The 17,749-nt window shown below is 55.6% G+C and carries 18 protein-coding genes; 8 read left to right on the top strand and 10 right to left on the bottom strand.

Translation table 11 applies throughout. From position 1 onward, the window contains the following. Nucleotides 1–2: 2 nt before the first annotated feature. From gspJ to rhlB, 9 genes are all read right to left on the bottom strand, one after another. Nucleotides 3–626, bottom strand: coding sequence for a type II secretion system minor pseudopilin GspJ (gene gspJ / locus RQ738_RS05180; RefSeq protein ID WP_314162619.1), 624 nt, complete (start codon nucleotides 624–626; stop codon nucleotides 3–5). After that, nucleotides 626–1,000, bottom strand: coding sequence for a type II secretion system minor pseudopilin GspI (gspI, locus tag RQ738_RS05175; RefSeq protein WP_314162616.1), 375 nt, complete (start codon nucleotides 998–1,000; stop codon nucleotides 626–628). The genes gspJ and gspI overlap by 1 nt, the downstream gene beginning before the upstream one ends. Then, entirely contained in the window at nucleotides 990–1,493 is a 504-nt protein-coding gene (gene gspH, locus RQ738_RS05170; RefSeq protein ID WP_314162611.1) for a type II secretion system minor pseudopilin GspH, read from the bottom strand. The genes gspI and gspH overlap by 11 nt, the downstream gene beginning before the upstream one ends. 11 nt (nucleotides 1,494–1,504) lie before the next feature. Then, complete coding sequence (gene gspG / locus RQ738_RS05165; RefSeq protein WP_314162610.1) at nucleotides 1,505–1,936, bottom strand: type II secretion system major pseudopilin GspG; 432 nt, start codon at nucleotides 1,934–1,936, stop codon at nucleotides 1,505–1,507. Between the two features lie 26 nt (nucleotides 1,937–1,962). Further along, nucleotides 1,963–3,174, bottom strand: coding sequence for a type II secretion system inner membrane protein GspF (gene gspF, locus RQ738_RS05160; protein WP_314162609.1), 1,212 nt, complete (start codon nucleotides 3,172–3,174; stop codon nucleotides 1,963–1,965). Nucleotides 3,175–3,199: 25 nt separating this feature from the next. Next, on the bottom strand, nucleotides 3,200–4,720 hold the full coding sequence (gene gspE / locus RQ738_RS05155; protein WP_314162608.1) for a type II secretion system ATPase GspE: 1,521 nt from the start codon (nucleotides 4,718–4,720) through the stop codon (nucleotides 3,200–3,202). Next, nucleotides 4,710–6,617 carry a type II secretion system secretin GspD gene (gene gspD / locus RQ738_RS05150; RefSeq protein ID WP_314162607.1) on the bottom strand — a complete coding sequence of 636 codons (1,908 nt, stop codon included), beginning with the start codon at nucleotides 6,615–6,617 and terminating at the stop codon, nucleotides 4,710–4,712. The genes gspE and gspD overlap by 11 nt, the downstream gene beginning before the upstream one ends. Nucleotides 6,618–6,864: 247 nt before the next feature. Further along, on the bottom strand, nucleotides 6,865–7,308 hold the full coding sequence (locus tag RQ738_RS05145) for a type II secretion system protein N (protein ID WP_314162606.1): 444 nt from the start codon (nucleotides 7,306–7,308) through the stop codon (nucleotides 6,865–6,867). Nucleotides 7,309–7,513: 205 nt separating this feature from the next. After that, the gene (gene rhlB, locus RQ738_RS05140) at nucleotides 7,514–8,809 is read right to left on the bottom strand and encodes an ATP-dependent RNA helicase RhlB (protein ID WP_314162603.1); all 1,296 of its coding nucleotides are present in this window, start codon (nucleotides 8,807–8,809) and stop codon (nucleotides 7,514–7,516) included. A gap of 171 nt (nucleotides 8,810–8,980) precedes the next feature. Here rhlB and trxA point away from each other — a divergent pair, with 171 nt between their 5' ends. The 8 genes from trxA to RQ738_RS05100 all read left to right on the top strand — a co-directional run bounded on the left by trxA (nucleotide 8,981) and on the right by RQ738_RS05100 (nucleotide 15,869). After that, the gene (gene trxA / locus RQ738_RS05135) at nucleotides 8,981–9,310 is read left to right on the top strand and encodes a thioredoxin TrxA (RefSeq protein ID WP_409929528.1); all 330 of its coding nucleotides are present in this window, start codon (nucleotides 8,981–8,983) and stop codon (nucleotides 9,308–9,310) included. Nucleotides 9,311–9,570: 260 nt separating this feature from the next. Further along, on the top strand, nucleotides 9,571–10,830 hold the full coding sequence (rho, locus tag RQ738_RS05130) for a transcription termination factor Rho (RefSeq protein WP_314162599.1): 1,260 nt from the start codon (nucleotides 9,571–9,573) through the stop codon (nucleotides 10,828–10,830). A gap of 198 nt (nucleotides 10,831–11,028) precedes the next feature. After that, nucleotides 11,029–11,388 (top strand): DUF3135 domain-containing protein, encoded by a 360-nt coding sequence (locus RQ738_RS05125; protein WP_314162598.1) that lies wholly within the window; start codon nucleotides 11,029–11,031, stop codon nucleotides 11,386–11,388. A gap of 102 nt (nucleotides 11,389–11,490) precedes the next feature. Beyond that, complete coding sequence (gene rpmE, locus RQ738_RS05120; protein WP_314162595.1) at nucleotides 11,491–11,703, top strand: 50S ribosomal protein L31; 213 nt, start codon at nucleotides 11,491–11,493, stop codon at nucleotides 11,701–11,703. 14 nt (nucleotides 11,704–11,717) lie between these two features. Continuing rightward, entirely contained in the window at nucleotides 11,718–12,518 is an 801-nt protein-coding gene (locus tag RQ738_RS05115; RefSeq protein WP_314162593.1) for a thermonuclease family protein, read from the top strand. A gap of 17 nt (nucleotides 12,519–12,535) precedes the next feature. Then, entirely contained in the window at nucleotides 12,536–14,017 is a 1,482-nt protein-coding gene (locus tag RQ738_RS05110; protein ID WP_314162590.1) for a M48 family metalloprotease, read from the top strand. A gap of 67 nt (nucleotides 14,018–14,084) precedes the next feature. After that, a complete protein-coding gene (locus tag RQ738_RS05105; RefSeq protein WP_314162588.1) occupies nucleotides 14,085–15,335 on the top strand; it encodes a malic enzyme-like NAD(P)-binding protein in 1,251 nt (416 codons plus the stop codon). 123 nt (nucleotides 15,336–15,458) lie between these two features. Beyond that, nucleotides 15,459–15,869 carry a DUF4124 domain-containing protein gene (locus RQ738_RS05100; protein ID WP_314162587.1) on the top strand — a complete coding sequence of 137 codons (411 nt, stop codon included), beginning with the start codon at nucleotides 15,459–15,461 and terminating at the stop codon, nucleotides 15,867–15,869. A gap of 283 nt (nucleotides 15,870–16,152) precedes the next feature. On the opposite strand, the gene RQ738_RS05095 is transcribed toward RQ738_RS05100, so the two are convergent. Beyond that, nucleotides 16,153–17,349 (bottom strand): IS4 family transposase, encoded by a 1,197-nt coding sequence (locus tag RQ738_RS05095; protein WP_314162586.1) that lies wholly within the window; start codon nucleotides 17,347–17,349, stop codon nucleotides 16,153–16,155. Nucleotides 17,350–17,749 lie beyond the last annotated feature (400 nt).

The raw sequence follows: 17,749 nt of genomic DNA, 5'->3' as shown, positions 1-17,749 counted from the left end.
GGTCATCCCGCCACCCGGTAAAGGCGGCGCAGCCTGCCCCAGTGCTCGACTTTCATGTTCACCTCGATTGCTGCCGGCAAGACCGACTCCGCTGTTGTCGGCTCGGTCTCTGCAGGCCATTGGGTTAACCATACCCCTTCCACTGTCAGGTAGCGCAGCTGCAGGTCTTCAATGCCTTCGAGCAGGGTCGATTCATGTGCCACCGTATCCTGCGCCCGGTCCAGTACCGGCCAGCTCAGGCGCAGCAAGGCATCTTCGCGTAATACGTAACCGATGCGTTGCAGCTTGCTGCGGGTCTCGCCCGGTAAGGCCCTGCGCCCGGCAATGGTCAACTCGATGACTGTCTGCAGACCGGCATCGCTATCCACCAGGCTGCGCAAGGCCGGTTGCTGATCGCCATAGGCATCGCGGATCCCGCGCGGTGCTGCCTGTTCGAGATCCCGGCCAATGCGTAAAAAGGCCCGCTGTAATGTAGCCAGCCGCTGTGACTCCACGTCCACGGCCGTGCGCGTCGCAAGCACATTGATCAGTCCGCCGTAGGCCAGTGCCGCGAGAAGGGAGAATATCGCTACCGCGACCAGCAGCTCAATCAGGGTCAGGCCGGCCTCTCGCCTGGCAACAAGCATCAGGGTTTCCTCACGTAGGTGATCAGACTGGCCAGGCTGGCGTCGGCATCAGGCCCTGTTTTTACCTGGATCTCGACCCGCAACAGGCCGCTATCCGCCGTCGGGCTGGCCTTGCTCTGCACCTGCCAGGTCTGCCCGGCCATCCCGGTTTCATAATGGCCATCGCTTTTCGGCGGGGTCAGCTGCAATTGCAATTCGGTGGCATGGTTCATTGCCACCCAGTGCGCGAGGCTGCGCTGCTTGAGGTAACCGGTATTCAGGACCCCGGTATCGACACTGCGAATGGCGGCCGCCAGCGCCAGGGCGACGACCAGCAGGGCGACAAGCACCTCGATCAGGGTCATGCCCTGCTCGCGCCTCTGCCTAGCCGGCATCGTCCGTCTCCTCGAGATGCCGGATCAGTCCCTGCGCGTCACCATTCACATAATGCCGGTACTTACGCTGGCTATCCTGCAGACTCAGCTGGAATGGGCTGATTTCACCACTGCTGTAAAAATACACCAGCCTGGCGGATGCCGTGGCGCTGGTCTGGCTGCGCCCTTCCACCACCAGCTCGGCGTCCAGACCGGCGGGCAAACGACGCTCACGCCAGATATCGTCCGCCGTCATCGCCTGCCAGCGATCCTTGTCCAGCACCAGGAAACGATAGGCCGTGCCATCGAATTGCATGGCCAGCTCGCGGCCTTGCACGACGGCCTCTTCACTGGCCAGTTGCATCAATGTCGCAATCCGCCGTGCTTCTTCCGCCAGGATATCCCTGTCGCTACGCAGGCCGAGTGATAACACGACGAAACTCAGGGTGATACCGACGATCACCAGTACCACGAGTAATTCGAGTAAGGTAAAACCTGTCGGTCGCAACTTCATACAGATGCGGTTCAGAGATCCCAGTTACCAATATCGGCGTTAATGCCTTCACCGCCGGGCTGTTTGTCGGCACCGAGCGAATAGATATCGATGGCACCATGCACACCCGGGTTCAGGTACTGGTATGGCGTATTCCATGGGTCCTTCGGCAGGCGAGCGACATAACCGCCCTGCTTCCAGTTACGCGCCGAGGCCGGCTTGCTGACCAGCGCGTCGAGACCCTCGTCCGTGGAGGGGTAGACATGGTTATCGAGTTTATAAAAACCCAGTGCCCCTTCCAGCGCCAGGATGTCCTGCCTGGCCTTGGTGATGCGCGCCTCATCCGGTTTATCAATGACCCGGACGACGACGACGGAGGCGAGGATGCCGAGAATGACCACGACCACCATGACTTCAATCAGGGTGAAACCTGCCGTATGTCTTTGCCTGTTTGCTTGCTTCATAGTCATTACCTTGCGCTCTTCTCTGGTTATTTCACTAACTGGTTCAAATCAAAAATCGGTAGCAGGATCGCCAGTACGATCACCAATACGACAGCGCCCATGATCAGGATCAGGGCCGGCTCGAATATCTTCATTAACAGGGAAATCCTGTTTTCCAGTTCCCGTTCCTGGTTCTGTGCCGCACGATCCAGCATATCCTCAAGGCGGCCGCTGGTTTCACCGCTGCCGATCAAATGAATGAGCATTGGTGGAAAGCAGCCGCTCTTCTCTAAGGCCTGTTGCAGGCTGCTGCCCTCACGGACGCGCGCCGTCGCCTGCTCGACGGCCTTGCGCATCAGCCGGTTGGCCATCACCCTGGCACTGATGCGCAGGCCCTCGAGGACCGGCACGCCACTCGAGGTCAGGATACTGAAGGTGCGGGCAAAGCGTGCTGTGTTGACACCTTGCACCAGTCGGCGGATCAGGGGCAGGCGTAACAGCAAGCCATCGTAACGCGTACGGATGGCCTCATTGTTTAACAGGCGCTGCCAGGCATAGCCGGCAGCGAGCAACAGCACCACCGCGAGCAGGCCAAAATCCCGGACAAAATGGCTACTGGCGATCAATGCACGCGTCAACCACGGCAGGGTCTGGCCGATATCCGTAAACACCTGAACCACCTGTGGCACGACATAACCCAGTAACAGGCTGACCACGGCCAGTGCCGTAAAGGTCAGGACCGCCGGGTAGATCAGGGCCTGGGAAACAGCCTGCAGCAAGGCCTGGCGGTTCTCGGTGTAATCGGCAAGGCGGGCCAACACTATTTCAAGGTGCCCGGTCTGTTCGCCGGCGGCGACGGTGGCCCGGTACAGCTCGGGAAAAATATTCGGGAAATCACCCAGCGCATCGGCCAGGCTATGGCCCTCCTTGATACGCGCCCGCACCGCCAGAATCGTGCTTTGCATGTGGGCCTTTTCGGTTTGCCGGCCAACGGCGTGCAGCGAGTCCTCCAGCGGCAGGCCGGAATCGAGCAAGGTCGCCAGCTGGCGCGTAAACAGGGCCAGGTCCGTGGCACTGATGCCGCGCCCGCCGCGCTTTTTACCACGACGTGTTTCGCGCTGGCGCACCTCTTCAACATTTAACGGGGTCAGGCCGCGTTCACGTAATTGCTGCCGGATTTGACGCGGGCTATCGCCCTCCAGCACACCCTTGCGGGTACTGCCCGCAGCGTCCAGCGCGGTGAATTCAAAGGCACTCATGACGTGGCCTGCTCAACTCGTTTGCTCAGTCTTCACGGGTAACACGCAACACCTCTTCCAGCGAGGTGCTGCCACTCAGGACGAGGCGGCGTCCCTCTTCGCGGATCCCGTTAGTGTGTTGCCGTGCCTGCTGTTCCATCTCCTGTTCGCTGGCGCCGTCATGGATCATGCCGCGCAGGGTTTCATCAATTACGATCAATTCATACAGACCGATACGGCCACGGTAACCGATTCCATTGCAGCTCGAACAGCCGACCGGCTCATAGAGAGTTGGTGCCTGATCGGTGACGACACCAAGTACATCGCAATCACTGGCCTGCGCGACGTGCGGACGCTTGCATTCAGGACACAAGACCCGTACCAGCCGTTGCGCCAGCACGGCATTCAGGCTCGAAGATAACAGGAACGGCTCCACGCCCATGTCGCGCAGACGGGTGACTGCGCCGACGGCTGTATTCGTATGCAGGGTCGATAACACCATGTGTCCGGTAAGACTGGCCTGTACGGCGATCCGGGCCGTTTCCAGATCGCGGATCTCACCGACCATGACAATATCCGGGTCCTGGCGCAAGATGGCCCGCAGACCACGCACGAAGGTCAGATCAACCTTCGTGTTGACGTGCGTCTGGCTGATGCCATCGATGTAATACTCGATCGGGTCTTCAACTGTCATGATGTTGCGTTGCTGGTTATTCAGGCGCGTCAACATGGCATATAACGAAGTGGTCTTGCCGGAGCCGGTAGGGCCGGTGGTCAACACGATGCCGTGAGGGCGATGGATCACCTCATTGATCAGCTTCAGGGTTTGCGGTGGCATGCCGAGATGCTCGAGATCGAGTCGCCCGGCCTGCTTGTCGAGCAGGCGCATCACCACACGCTCACCACCACCGGCCGGCAAGGTTGACACCCGCACATCCACGGCGCGACCGGCGATACGCAGCGAGATCCGACCATCCTGCGGCAAACGCTTTTCGGCGATATCGAGCTTTGCCATCACCTTGATGCGAGACACCAGTAAGGGGGCGAGGACGCGTTTCGGTTCGAGTATTTCACGCAATACACCATCGACACGCATGCGCACGACCAGTCGGTTCTCGAACGGTTCGATATGAATATCCGAGGCATTTTCTTTTATTGCCGCCGCCAACAACGCATTGATAAGACGAATGATCGGCGCATCATCTTCATCTTCCATCAGATCTTCGGGTTCAGGCAGGTCCTGGGCAATACTGAATAAATCGTTGCCTTCAATATCTTCCATGATATTCAGGGCACCATTCGAGCCCTGTTCATATTGACGTTGCAACAGGGTCTCGAATTCTGCATCACTGATAAAATTCAGCTTCAGGGCCACACCAAAATGACGTCGTATCTCTGCCAGGGTGGTAGCCGTAATACTGTCACGACACGTCAGTGTTACCTGTTGTGGCTGTTGCGCAGTCAACAGAATACCGTGCCGTCGGGCAAATCCAAACGGTAATGGCTGCACCACGGCAGGGGCTTCCTTCACCATGGTATCCTCATCGTTTAGTGCATCAGTTAACATTACCTTGCTGTTTCGTGACTGCATCATTAAAGGTCGGTGGTAATACCAAAAACTCATCCAGGGTCGGCAATACCGGTGCTACTTCATCTGGTAACAAGTGCACGCCATCCTGCTTGGCCTGTATCTGCTGACCACGAATATAGTTATATTTACGGCTGCTGTAGGCGGCATTGGCACTGGCATCGCGCAAGATGACCGGGTGCAGGAAGACCATCAGGTTACGCTTCACCTTGGTAGCTGTTTTACTCCGGAACAACGCCCCCATCAACGGGATATCACCGAGCAGTGGTACCTTCGACACTCCCTCCTGCAGGTCATCCGTAATCAAGCCACCGAGCACCACGACTGCGCCATCGTCTGCCAGTACGCTGGTTTTAATTGAACGCTTGTTGGTAACGATATCGGCGGCGCCACTGGTGCTATCCGCGACGACACTGGAAACCTCCTGGGTGATATCCAGCTTGATGGCATTGCCTTCATTGATCTGTGGTTTCACCTTCAGGGTCAAGCCGACATCCTGACGCTGAATGGTCTGGAAAGGGTTAGCCAGGCCACCGGTAGTCTGTTGCGAGCCGGTCACAAACGGGACGTTCTGACCGACGACAATCTCGGCCTCTTCGTTATCCAGCATCACGAGGCTCGGCGTGGACAAGACATTGGCTTCATCATCCGAGGCAATCGCGCGCACCAGGACAGCGAAACGATTCGTGCCAACAATATCGCCGATACCCATTGTCAGGCCGTTCGCCAGGCTGCCCAGTGCCGTAGCCGGGTCGGTAGCCAGATCGACGATACCCACGCTGCTGCCCGGGAATTGCGATATGACAGCCGGATTCTCTGCCGTGGTAGAACCGTTCGCCAGCCATTGCACGCCGAGTTCGGAACTTTTGGTCGTGGAGATTTCGGCGATCACGGCCTCGACCAGAACCTGCGCACGGCGAATGTCCAATTGCCGGATCACGGACTGCAGGGAACGCATCATGCCGGCGGGCGCGGTAATCACCAGGGCATTGGTGTTGTCGTCGGCCTGGATACTGATGGGTAACGAGGCCGACGCCGCAGCCGCAGCGCCTTTTTTGTCATCACCGATGCTGCTGCTGACGCTGGTCAGCACCGGCACCAGCGACTTGGCGTCAGCGTGTTTGAGATAGATCACCTGCGTATCGCCAGCGACATCGTTTGGCGTATCCAGATGGCTCACGAGGGCACGCAAACGCAGACGGTTGGCCTTGTCGCCACTGAGCAAGATACTATTGGTGCGCTCATCGGCCACCAGCACCAGCTCGGGTGAGCCGCCCTTTGCCGTTGTGTTTTGCTTATTCAAGGCGGAAAGAATGCGCACCAACTCAGTGGCCGAAGCGTGCTGCAGGGTAATCACTTCGACGTCGGCATTACCCGGACGGTCGATGCGGCGAACCAGTTTTATGATACGTGCAATATTTTCAGCGCGATCAGACACAATCAATACATTAGATGAAGGAAAGGCTGCCATGTGTCCCTGTTGCGGAATCAACGGACGCAGAATCGGCACCAGTTGCGTGGCACTGACATAATCAATACTGACCACGCGAGTCACCAGCTCATCACCGCGCCCGGGAGAGCCTGAGGTTGCGGTCGGAATACTGCTTTGTCTGGCGGTCGCATCAGGCACAATCTTGATCGCCTTGTCAGCCGGTACGGCAGCAAAACCATGGACTTCAAGAATTGAGAGAAATATCTGGTAAAGTTCGTCACGGGTTACCGGTTTGTGTGAAATCACCGTAACCTTGCCCTTCACTCGCGGGTCGACAATAAAGTTCTTGCCGGTCTTGTCGGCGACAGTCGATATCAGGGTTTTGATATCGGTATTTTCCATATTCAATACAGCCGTTTCAGCCTCGGCGAGTGATTGGGCCAACGCAGGCGTCATCCCCATAATCAGGAAGAGACCCAGGGCTAACGCTGAGTTGAAAAAAATCTTATAAGCCTTGTTCATCATTGTTCTACCAGCAGCCCATGTGGATTCACCATCAGGATGAAAAATGTTCAGCGGCAATCACACCTGAACACAGAAACATAAAATCGACCACCCTGACCCGTTCCACCGAACAGGCCCGGACTGTTCTTGTCCTGTTTTTTTTTCACGACCTCTACATGCCATTTTATTATTTTATGCTTAATTCTTTATCACTGAGTTTCTTTCTGTGCAGGGTCAGGGTTTCGACACGCCCGCGGTATCTAATAATGACTCTGTCCCTGTATATCTCATCGACTGTAGCACCACCCGGCAGGCGGTCACCAATAGCATAGCTTTTATCCGGTGCATTAATCCCGGCGGCCACTATCGCTACAGCATTCTTCTGGATGGGAGATGCAATCACACCAAGCAGGACCAGGTTGAGCCTGGTTTCGGGCGCGACCGGCGGGTGGCCTGTTGTTATGGTGCTTTGAGCCTGACCGAAGAGATGCCAATTGGCAACTCGCCGTGCCAGAACTTGTGGCGAAGCTCCGGGGGTTATCGCCACTGTCGCTACAGCCTGGGTAGCCGCGTCTTCCTGCGTCGACTCAAGCCAGGGCAAGTTGGCAACTGCCTGTATAACGAGAAACAACAGCAACACATTAACTACCCAGAGAAGCTGCCGCTTCCCGAACCGGCCGGTTATTTTCCTCAACAGTTCAGGCACTTGCTCTCAGCCAATAGAATTATGTGTCAAAAAGCTCGGGGATGATTCCCGGTTTCTTTATTATCTGTTTGATACTAGCAGCTTTATGAGGGGGGGTGAAATGCTGTTCAGGGCGGTTTTATCCTCCGCTTTACGAACTCTGACGACGCGCCTTATGTGGTCCGCTGCGGCCACGCTGCGGTTTGCCGCCGGCCCCGGGCCGGCCACCGCGATCGGGACGCGGTTTGCGCTCGAGCCTCACCATCGGTTTCGGCTCAACCAGAAGACTGGCATCAATGTAGCCAACCGGCAGTTTATGGCCGATGTACTCCTCGATATCCATCAGGTTGAAGGCATAGGTCTCGCAGGCAAAGCTGATGGCGTCACCGGATTCACCGGCACGCGCCGTGCGGCCGATACGATGCACATAGTCTTCGCTGTTATCCGGCAAATCGAAATTAAACACGTGACTGACGCCCGGGATATGCAGGCCGCGCGCGGCCACGTCGGTCGCCACCAGCACCGGCAGCTTGCCTTCGGTAAAGTCACTCAACAGCTGTTGGCGCTTGTTCTGTGGCACATCACCCGAGAGGATACCGGCACCGATGCCGTTACCTTCGAGGTAACCCCAAACCCGCTCGGCGGCACGCTTGGTATTCGTAAAGACGATTGAACGACTCGGGTCGCGGCTCTTCATCAAGCCCAGCAGCAACGGTATCTTTTCCTCGTTGGCGGTGTGATAAACGAGCTGCGTGACCCGATCCGCGGTCATGCTCTCGGCCTCGATCACCACGCTTTCCGGGTTGTTCATATGTTCGTAGGCAAGCTCCATGACGCGGTGTGACAAGGTCGCCGAAAACAGCAGACCCAGGCGCTTTTCCGGTTTGGGCGTGTGCCGTAACAGGTATCGGATATCCTTGATAAAACCGAGATCGAACATGCGGTCCGCCTCATCAAGCACGACGGCCTGCGCTTCCTGCAGATTAAAGACGTGCTGCTTGAAGTAATCGATAATGCGCCCCGGCGTGCCAATAAGAATATCGCAGCCTTCTTCAATAGTCTGCCTTTGCGTCTCGTAGCCTGTGCCGCCATAGGCGAGGGCCAGTTTCAGGCTGGTGTGTTTGCCGAGCTGTTCGGCATCTTTGTGGATCTGGATAGCCAGTTCGCGTGTCGGTGCCAGAATCAATGCCCGTGGCTGGTTTGGCTTGCGCTTGCCGGTCGGGTGTTTGCGCAACAACAGCGCCATGGTTGCCAACAGGAAGGCGGCCGTTTTACCGGTGCCGGTTTGTGCCTGACCAGCGACATCGCGGCCTGCGAGGGCAAGCGGCAAGGTCTTTTCCTGAATCGGCGTACAATACGAAAAACCCGCTTCATCAATGGCTTGCAGGAGTTCCCTGGGCAGTTCGAAAGAAGAAAAGCGGGTTTCTGTCAGGTGTTTTTCACTCATGGGGAAAGGAGCATAGCAGAATTAAAGCGGCCATGGGGCTTGCAATACTAATCTGATTAGGCTCAAATCCTAGTTTATACAGATGAATACATCCCGATACCTGCCTGTCTGGCAGAACACCATAAACAAATATCTTTAAAAATAGCTAAAGATTTAAACATTGGAGGCAATATTTTGAGCGACAGTATCGTTCATGTCACAGATGACACGTTTGAAGAGAATGTCATTAATGCCGAAGGCCCTGTTCTTGTCGATTACTGGGCAGACTGGTGCGGTCCATGCAAGATGATCGCGCCCATCCTTGATGAAATCAGTGCGGAATACGCCGGCAAGATCACCATCGCCAAGCTCAATATCGATGAGAACCCGGGGACACCACCTAAATATGGTATCCGTGGCATCCCGACCCTGATGATTTTCAAGGGTGGGAACGTCGAAGCGACCAAGGTAGGTGCCGTATCCAAGTCACAGTTAACCGCCTTTATTGACAGTAATATCTGAACAATCCGGGCGCGTGCAGTCTTTCTGGACGCGCCCGCTATTTGGTGCTAGTGTTGCAGACGTCGGAAACGCATGGCGTAGAAATCCCCGGTAAATTCCGCCTGAATAACCTGCCCCGACAAACCAGACAAGAACTGTTTTAACCAAACCTCATATATAGAACCTTTAATCCAACCCGTCGAGGGTCCGGCGTGTACGATCTGCCCTTCTGATCGCTCAAAGCACCGACCACCCTCCCCCAAAACCAATCAAAAAACATCATGAATCTAACTGAACTCAAGCAAAAATCCGCCGCCGAACTTGTTGTCATGGCTCAAGAAATGAAAGTCGAAGGCATGGCTCGCTCGCGGAAACAAGACATTATCTTCGCCATTCTCAAGGCCCACGCGAAAGGTGGCGAAGACATCTACGGCGACGGCGTTCTCGAAATCCTCCAGGATGGCTTTGGTTTCCTGCGGTCCGCCGACAGTTCCTACCTCGCCGGACCTGACGATATCTACGTCTCGCCCAGCCAGATCCGCCGCTTCAGCCTGCGCACCGGTGACACCATCTCCGGCAAGATTCGACCGCCAAAAGATGGCGAACGCTACTTCGCCCTGCTCAAGGTACAGGACATCAACTTCGACAAGCCTGAAAATGCCAAGAACAAGGTCCTGTTCGAAAACCTGACCCCGCTACACCCGAGTGAACGGCTCACCCTGGAAATCGGTAACGGCAGTAGCGAAGATATCACTGCGCGGGTCATCGACATGGTCTCGCCGATTGGCAAGGGACAGCGTGGCCTTATCGTCTCGCCGCCGAAGGCCGGCAAGACCATGATGCTCATGAACATTGCCCAGTCGATTACGGCGAAGTGCCCGGATTGTCACCTGATCGTCCTGCTCATCGACGAGCGTCCTGAAGAAGTAACCGAAATGTCCCGCTCGGTACGCGGTGAGGTGGTCTCATCAACCTTTGATGAACCGGCCAGTCGCCACGTGCAGGTGGCCGAAATGGTCATCGAAAAGGCCAAGCGCCTGGTGGAACACAAAAAGGACGTGGTGATCCTGCTCGACTCCATCACCCGTCTCGGCCGCGCCTACAATACCGTCGTACCCTCATCCGGCAAGGTCCTGACCGGTGGTGTCGATGCCAATGCCCTGCAACGCCCGAAGCGTTTCTTCGGCGCCGCGCGAAATATCGAAGAAGGTGGCTCACTGACCATCCTCGCCACCGCGCTGGTCGAGACCGGTTCACGTATGGACGATGTCATCTACGAAGAGTTCAAGGGCACCGGTAACATGGAGCTGCACCTCGACCGTAACATCGCCGAAAAACGCATCTACCCGGCCATTAACCTGAACCGCTCAGGCACACGGCGCGAAGAACTGCTTACCGCCCCGGCCGAACTGCAAAAGCTGTGGATCCTGCGCAAGCTCCTGCACCCGATGGAAGACCTTGCTGCCAGTGAATTCCTGCTCGACAAGATGAAGGCGACCAAGAACAACGCCGAATTCTTCGATTCGATGAAGCGCGGCTAACAACTCTCTCACAAACCACTGTAAAAAAACCCGGCCCGGTGGTCGGGTTTTTTTATGAGACACACGACACCTGAATCTTAATATTTTTCTCGAAAAATCACCTAACTAACTGAGTGACATAGCTCGTAGAACCACGTTTTGACACGCCCGGAAAATCCGGTAATCATCAATCTATATTCGGCCGCTATGGACAGCACCATGAACAGCAGTCTCTATACCGAAATGGGGTTTGACGACTGGAGCAGATTGGCCAGAGAGAACCCTGATGCCTTCGAAGCCGCCCGCCGGGCGGTGATCGAGGAGTTTCTGGCCTCTACCCCCGCCCACTCGCGTAACCGCCTGCGCGGACTGCAATGGCGTATCGATACCATCCGCACGCGCAGCAGTAACCCGATGGCTGCCTGTCTCGATATCTACGCCATGATGTGGGACAAGCTGGCCGGTGAAAACGGCATGATTGAGACCCTTCAGGCCCTCGAAAAGCCGCATTTACTGTGCAAAGACCGACCGGCTGCACAAATCATTGCTTTCCGGCCCCTGTCCACCCGGCCGAAATAGCCACTGCGGTCATTAGGGCTTGCCCTGCGGGCCGGTTTTCCGTATTATTCGCGCCCTTAACCGTGCGCCAGGGCGCGCCAGAAATTCCCAAGGTACACAGATATGAAGCCGGAAATTCATCCTACATACGAAACCGTTAAGGTCACATGCAGCTGTGGTAACAGCTTTGAGACCCGTTCCACCCTCGCGGGTGACAGCATGAACGTCGAAGTCTGCTCGGAATGCCATCCGTTCTACACTGGCAAGCAGAAGCTGCTGGACACCGCTGGCCGCGTCGACAAGTTCAAGCAGAAGTACGGCCGTCGCAAGAGCTGATCCTGCGCACGACGATGCCACAGGCATTTCCTAAAAAGGCGTCCCAGTGTGGACGCCTTTTTTATTTCGGCCTCTGGCTGCTCTGCCTCGGTCCGACCGCACTGGCCGGGAGCCAGTGTCCGCCTTCGCATATCGACGTCAAGACCAGCGTCAGTTATGTCTATGACGGGGATACCGTGCGCCTGCACTCCGGTGACAAGGTGCGCCTTATCGGCATCAACACGCCGGAAATGGCCCGCGATAAGCGCCCTGCCGAACCGCTGGCCAGCGAGGCCCGCCAGGCCCTGATCACGCTGCTGGCCCGGCACGAGCAGCAAATCAGCCTGCGCTATGGGCAACAACAACGTGATCGTTACGGTCGCTTGCTGGCCCACGCCTATACACCACAAGGTGAGAGCATCAGCGCCCACCTGCTTGATGCCGGTCTGGCCAGCCTGATCGCCATACCGCCGAATCTGACCGGGCTCGATTGCTATGCCCGTGTAGAGCAACGCGCCCGTCACCAGCAACGCGGCCTCTGGGCCCAGCCGGGGATTCGCGACTCAGCCAACCTCTCGCGCCATGCCCGCGGGTTTACCATCGTGCGCGGCAGGGTCGTGCGTATTGGCGAGAGCCGACATAATCTGTGGCTGAACATGGCCGGTGGCCTGGCCCTGCGTATCGCGAAAAAAGACCTGCGGTGGTTTGAGCAGGAAAGCCCGCGCGCCCTCGCCGGCAGGCACGTGATCGCGCGTGGCTGGATCTACGCGCGCAAGGGTAAACAACGCATGCAGGTGCATCATCCCTATGCACTTGAGGTGATAGATAATGAGTAATGGAGGTCTATATAATCATGATGATGAAAACGCTCAATAAATTCTTCCCTGTCAGCATGCTGCTGTTAGTCGGCAGTCTCTTGCTCACAGCCGGCTGCGCGACAAACCCGGTCTCCGGGCAATCGGATTTTGTCCTGCTCAGCGAAGACCAGGAAATCGCCATCGGCCGTGATAACCATGCCGAAGTCATCAAACAGTTCGGCCTCTACAAAGATCCCGCACTGCAGGACTATGTCCAAAGCGTCGGCGAACGCCTGGCTGCCGTCAGCCACCGCAGTAACCTGATTTACCGTTTTACTGTCCTCGACAGCCCCCAGGTCAACGCCTTTGCCCTGCCCGGCGGCTATATTTACATTACCCGTGGCCTGCTCGCCTACCTGAATAACGAGGCCGAACTGGCCGCCGTGCTCGGCCACGAGATTGGACATGTGACTGCACGCCACGGCATCCGTCAGCACAGTGCCGCCACGGCAACCGGTATCCTTGCCGGGGTCCTGGCCTCACAGACCGGGGTGCAGGGTGCCGGTGACCTGTTTAACATCATCGGCACGGCATTGGTACGCGGCTATGGCCGTGAGCATGAACTCGAATCCGACCGGCTCGGCGCCGAGTACCTGGCCCGCAGCGGCTATGAGCCGATGGCCATGCTCGAGGTCATTCGCGTCCTGAAAAACCAGGAAGTCTATGACCGTGAACTCGCCGAACGCGAAGGCCGTGAGCCACGCGTTTATCATGGCGTATTCGCGACCCACCCGGATAACGACAAGCGCCTGCAAGAAGTTGTCGGCCAGGCGCAGGCGCTGCAAGCACAAAAGACCTTGAAGCACGTCGATCGTGGCACTTTCCTCGGCCATCTAGAAGGTCTCGTCTATGGAGATAGCGAGGAACAGGGCGTCCTGCATCAGAACCGCTTTTATCACCAGGAACTGAACATCACCCTCAGCCTCCCCGAAGGCTGGCGCATCGAGAATCAGCCGGACCAGCTCGTCGCCATCGCCCCGCAGAACAACGGCCTGCTCCAGGTCAGTGCTCTCGACCTGAACCGGCGGCTGACCCCACGCGAGTTCATGCTGCAGCGCTTGAAGCTCAGCGACCTGCAACAAGGCGAAGATTTCCGCCACCATGGCCTGGAAGGCTATACCGCACTGGTCCACGGCCGCACACCCTACGGCGAGCGCCTGGCGCGCTATATCGTCATCTTCTTGAAAGACAAGGCCTGGGTATTTCGGGGTGTGGCAAAAGACAGCGACAAGCCCTACCGCTTCGACCGCCTGATTATCGACACGGCGAAAAGCTTCCGCACCCTGAGAAGCGATGAGCGCCAGCTTGCCGAGGCCCGCCGCCTGCATATCATTACTGCCGGCGCCTCCACCCGCTTTGCCGCACTGGCCAAGGACTCGCCTCTCGCCACGGATGCCGAGAGCCTGTTGCGCCTGCTCAACCACTTTTACCCGCAGGGCGAACCGCCCGCTGGCATGCTGTTGAAGGTCGTGCGATAAACCGGCGTGTCGCAATCCTGCCGATCCGTGTAAAATGCCCGCTCTTTACTCAAGGTCCTGATTACCCATGTCCGAAGATCTGAAAACCGCCGCCCTGCGCTACCACGCCGAACCCAAACCCGGCAAACTCGAAACCGCCGTGAGCAAACCCTGTGCCACACAGGAAGACCTCTCGCTGGCCTACACCCCGGGAGTGGCCGCGCCCTGTCTCGAGATCCAGGCAGATGCCGAAAATGCCTATCGCTACACCGGCAAGGGTAATCTCGTCGCCGTGATTACCGATGGCACGGCCGTGCTCGGCCTTGGCAATATCGGTGCGCTGGCCGGCAAGCCCGTTATGGAAGGCAAGGGTGTGCTGTTCAAACGCTTTGCCGACATCGACTGTTTCGATATCGAGGTAGACACTGACAACCCGGATGACTTTGTCGACACCGTGGCCCGGATCGCCCCCGGCTTCGGTGGCATCAACCTTGAAGACATTGCCGCCCCGCACTGCTTTGAGATTGAAAGACGCCTGATCGAAAAACTCGATATCCCGGTCTTTCATGACGACCAACATGGCACGGCCATTATCATTACCGCCGGCCTGAAAAACTCCCTCGAACTGCAGGGCAAGACCTTTGGCGAGGCCCGTATCGTCTGTCTCGGTGCAGGGTCCGCCGGTATCGCCTCCATGCAAATGCTCATCGCCATGGGCGCAAAGAAGGACAATATCCTGCTCTGTGACCGTAACGGGGTGGTGCATTCAGGTCGTGATAATCTGAATGCGCAAAAACAGGCCTTTGCCGGCGCGCACAAGGAACGCAGCCTCGAAGAGGCGATGCAGGGTGCTGATGTATTTATCGGCGTCTCAGGGGCAAACCTCGTCAGCCAGGATATGATCAGGAGCATGGCCGCCAGACCCATCGTGTTTGCCCTTTCCAACCCCGACCCTGAAATCAGCCCGACCGATGCCCTGGCTGTACGTGACGACCTCATCATGGGTACCGGCCGTTCCGATTACCCGAACCAGGTCAATAACGTGCTGGGCTTTCCCTATATCTTCCGGGGCGCACTCGATGTCCGCGCCACCGGCATCAACACGCAAATGAAGATCGCCGCCGTCAACGCGCTAGCCGCGCTCGCCCGTGAAGACGTACCCACCGAGGTCATCAAGGCATACGCTGATCAGCCCTTGCGTTTTGGTCCCGCTTACATCATTCCCAAGCCACTCGACCCGCGCCTGAAAGACTTTGTTTCCGCGGCAGTCGCGCGCGCCGCTGTCGATAGCGGCATAGCCCGGACACCTTACCCGAGCCACTACCCGGACTCCATCTAGGCCTGCGCCAGAGCTTGCCGGGCCGTCCGGATTTGCCTACAGGAATTATCGCCTGCTGATGGCGTGCGTTTTCTTTTTCATGGCGCTAGGATAGTCCTTCAATCATGCAGAAGGAGACCACGGATGGTCCGCTTCAGTCTTTTGCTCTACCTGCTTTTTGCTGCACCATTACAGGCCGGCCCCGTCTACCACTCTACTGATGAGTACGGTCGCAGTACCTATAGCGACGTCGCACCAGAACATCCCCACAGTGAGATCAACATCGAACAGGCCAATGATTATGACTGGCATCAGTTTGACTACACCCCGCCGAAGAAACGTAAAAGAAAAAAACGTAAAGCAATACGTAAAAAGAAAGCTGAGCCCAAACTCAGTTTCGACCAGCTTCGCGCCAAATGCAAAATGGCCAGATACCGCTATCAGAATTACCGTGGCCGTGCCGGTAATGATGACTGGGGGAAATATAAGGCGAAGTTGATAAAGTATTCCGGCAAGCGGGATTACTGGTGTAGTCGATATTTGAGGAGGAAATAGCGAAGCTGTTTTGATTTTCTTTTTCTAAGAGCTTTTTACATTTTTTAAAGGCAGTTGTTTTTTTCGCGCTTCCCCCGTGCGAAGGCATTGTGAGTTCTTATTTCCCCCCTTTGACGCAGCCGAGTACCACAGCGGAAACGGGATCATAGCGAGCACTGTTTGAGCGCGATCAGTGCGGAGCACAGCGCGAGTTACGCGACCAGAATGAACAAAGTGAGTTCAGGAAGTGCCTGATGAAACGCGAAGCGGTTCTGAGGTCAGCGCCTGAGGGATCCCCACATAATCACCCATAACATTGGCTCTTAAAATCTTGAGTCAGCGTTCGCAATGCTGATTGGTACTCTTCTCGACGAAAATCTAGCGCTTGTTTTCTCAATACCTCACAACCGAGGTAAAAAGTGGATAGAACATTGCGCATTTTAATTGTATTAGCTTGATAGTGTCGATGTAGATTTTTTGACTCTGCCACTTTGCCGACTAGCCACACAACATACGTCGCCAAGGTGCCAATTAACAATAAATTTTCATAACGTTTTGCCGTGCTCGCGCGTGCTTCATTAAAACCAAACCCCCAACGACTATTTTTGACATCACGAAAAGACTCTTCAATTTGCATTCGTGTTTTATAAAGACTTATCACACGTTTAGTTATCAAAGCCCCTCCAGCTAATGAGGTGGCAATCAACCAAGGTGTTCGTTCACGATGCGCATTTTTCTTGCTACTAGCCCCTATGCAACGTTGTTCTTTTTGTGTTTTCTTGCTGCGGCCTTTAGGTAAGCGTTTCAGTAAATAAGCATGACAAGGTAAAGGACTTCGACGCACAATATCTACAAACCCAAGGTAACGCGGCCGTGCGGTGGCTGTCTCAAAGATAGGCTCAGAGCGTATCCAGTCAGCTTTCGCGTGTGGTGTTATCATCGTTTTGCCGGGTATCCGACCCACAAAATCCCAACCCATGGCTTGTACTGCTCTAAACCACGGCGTACGAAAACCGGCATCCGTAATAATGATAGGCCGGCAATGAGAGGGCAAACAGGTTTTTAATCTTTCTAAAAATCGTTCGTGGACATTATTATTGTTAACCCGTTTTTGCTCATGGACTTCGTCATAAAGTGTCAGTGCGCGTCCACCGATAGGCAATGACGCGCGTAATAAGTGAAACTCACCATCAGCACTTAAGTCTGACCAATCAACCAGTACAACAGGTTGCTTTTGGTTGCCAATGATCTGCTCTGCCATGGCACGATGAATCATGATACTGGCCTGATTGATGGACGAGTTACCGACAAGTCTGTCAACACGTTTTATATTGTGCTTTGTGTAAACCGTATTTTTGATACTTCTGCCCAATCCTGTGACAGTGAGTTTTTTGCCAATAATCAGCGCATCAACAACGGCCATTAAAGCTGCCCAGCGTTTTTTGTGTATGGCTTGACACTGTTTACTTAAATGCGTATTTAATAGTTTGGTGACATGCATGGTGTGATCCCTTTGTTTCTAGACAAAACATGAGATCGTTATGCACCATGTATGTTCACTTTATTTATCAATAACTGTCTAACTGTTTGTTTTTGATCGAAATTATGTGGGGATACCTCAGGGTCAGCGCCCGTTTTCGCGAGGAACACAGGGTACCCCTTTAACAAATGAAATTTGTTAAAGGGGCAAGTCGTGGGGCGTGCTTTCTTTGGTTATCTTTCTTTGCACGAGCAAAGAAAGTAACTCGCGCCGGGGAAGCGCGAAAAAAAAACAACTGCCTTTAAAAATTAAAAAATCTTTAATAAAAAGAATATCCGAGGTAAACATATATCCCCTCATCCTACCCTCTGATGGAACAACTAGCCATTCGCCTAAGCTGTCAAACTACGACAGCCAAGGC

The sequence above is a fragment of the Sulfuriflexus sp. genome (assembly GCF_032250955.1).
Taxonomy (GTDB): Bacteria; Pseudomonadota; Gammaproteobacteria; order AKS1; family AKS1; genus Sulfuriflexus.
The sequence above is the reverse complement of the archived record's forward strand: the minus strand, read 5'-3'. Positions and strand labels throughout refer to the sequence as shown.